General features: G+C 60.4%; 1 protein-coding gene. It reads right to left on the bottom strand.

The window, feature by feature from the left end:
• Positions 1–97 precede the first annotated feature (97 nt).
• Positions 98–608: group II intron maturase-specific domain-containing protein (locus MLD24_RS21490; protein WP_282450769.1), on the bottom strand; the 511-nt coding region annotated here is incomplete at its 5' end.

The raw sequence follows: 608 nt of genomic DNA on the forward strand, positions 1-608 counted from the left end.
TAATCGGGATAGGGAGGCACCTCACGATGCCCCTCCTCCCACATCACCGGGCATACGGATCACGTACCACGGCGATTCAGTGACTTGATTCAACCCGTTACCGCACTGCCAATTCGGGCAGTCCATAGCTCCGGAACAACCGGGCCGGTAAGGCGTGCCGCAGTGCCGGTGAATGGCTCAACCGCCACGGGCCATGGGCCGATTTGGCAGTGTTCCAGGCCAGCTCGACCGAGACACCCCGCTTTCTCAGCTCACGATACCCCCTTCGGCCCCATTGCTTCCACACGTAGCTTCTCAGTCTCCGCCGTATCCACTTGTCCAGGTCTCGCAGCGGGCTCAGCACTTCGGCTTCGTCGAAGTACGCTTTCCAACCAAGCAGGGTCTCTTTCAGATCTGCGATCACCTGGGCCAGGGAGTGGCCCCGTGTTCGGCGGCTCAGCATCCGGATTTGGGCTTTCAGCTTGTTGAGGGCCTTACTGGCCACCTTCAATCGCTGCCCTTTCCGGCTGAGGGTGAAGCCCAGGAAGCTTCGCTTCCAAGGCCGATCCACCGCGCTCTTTCGTGTATTCACTGTGAGCCTCAGCGAGTCCTCGATGAAGCGCGTCAGA

The organism is Marinobacter xestospongiae, from assembly GCF_023156385.1.
Classification (GTDB): Bacteria; Pseudomonadota; Gammaproteobacteria; order Pseudomonadales; family Oleiphilaceae; genus Marinobacter; species Marinobacter xestospongiae.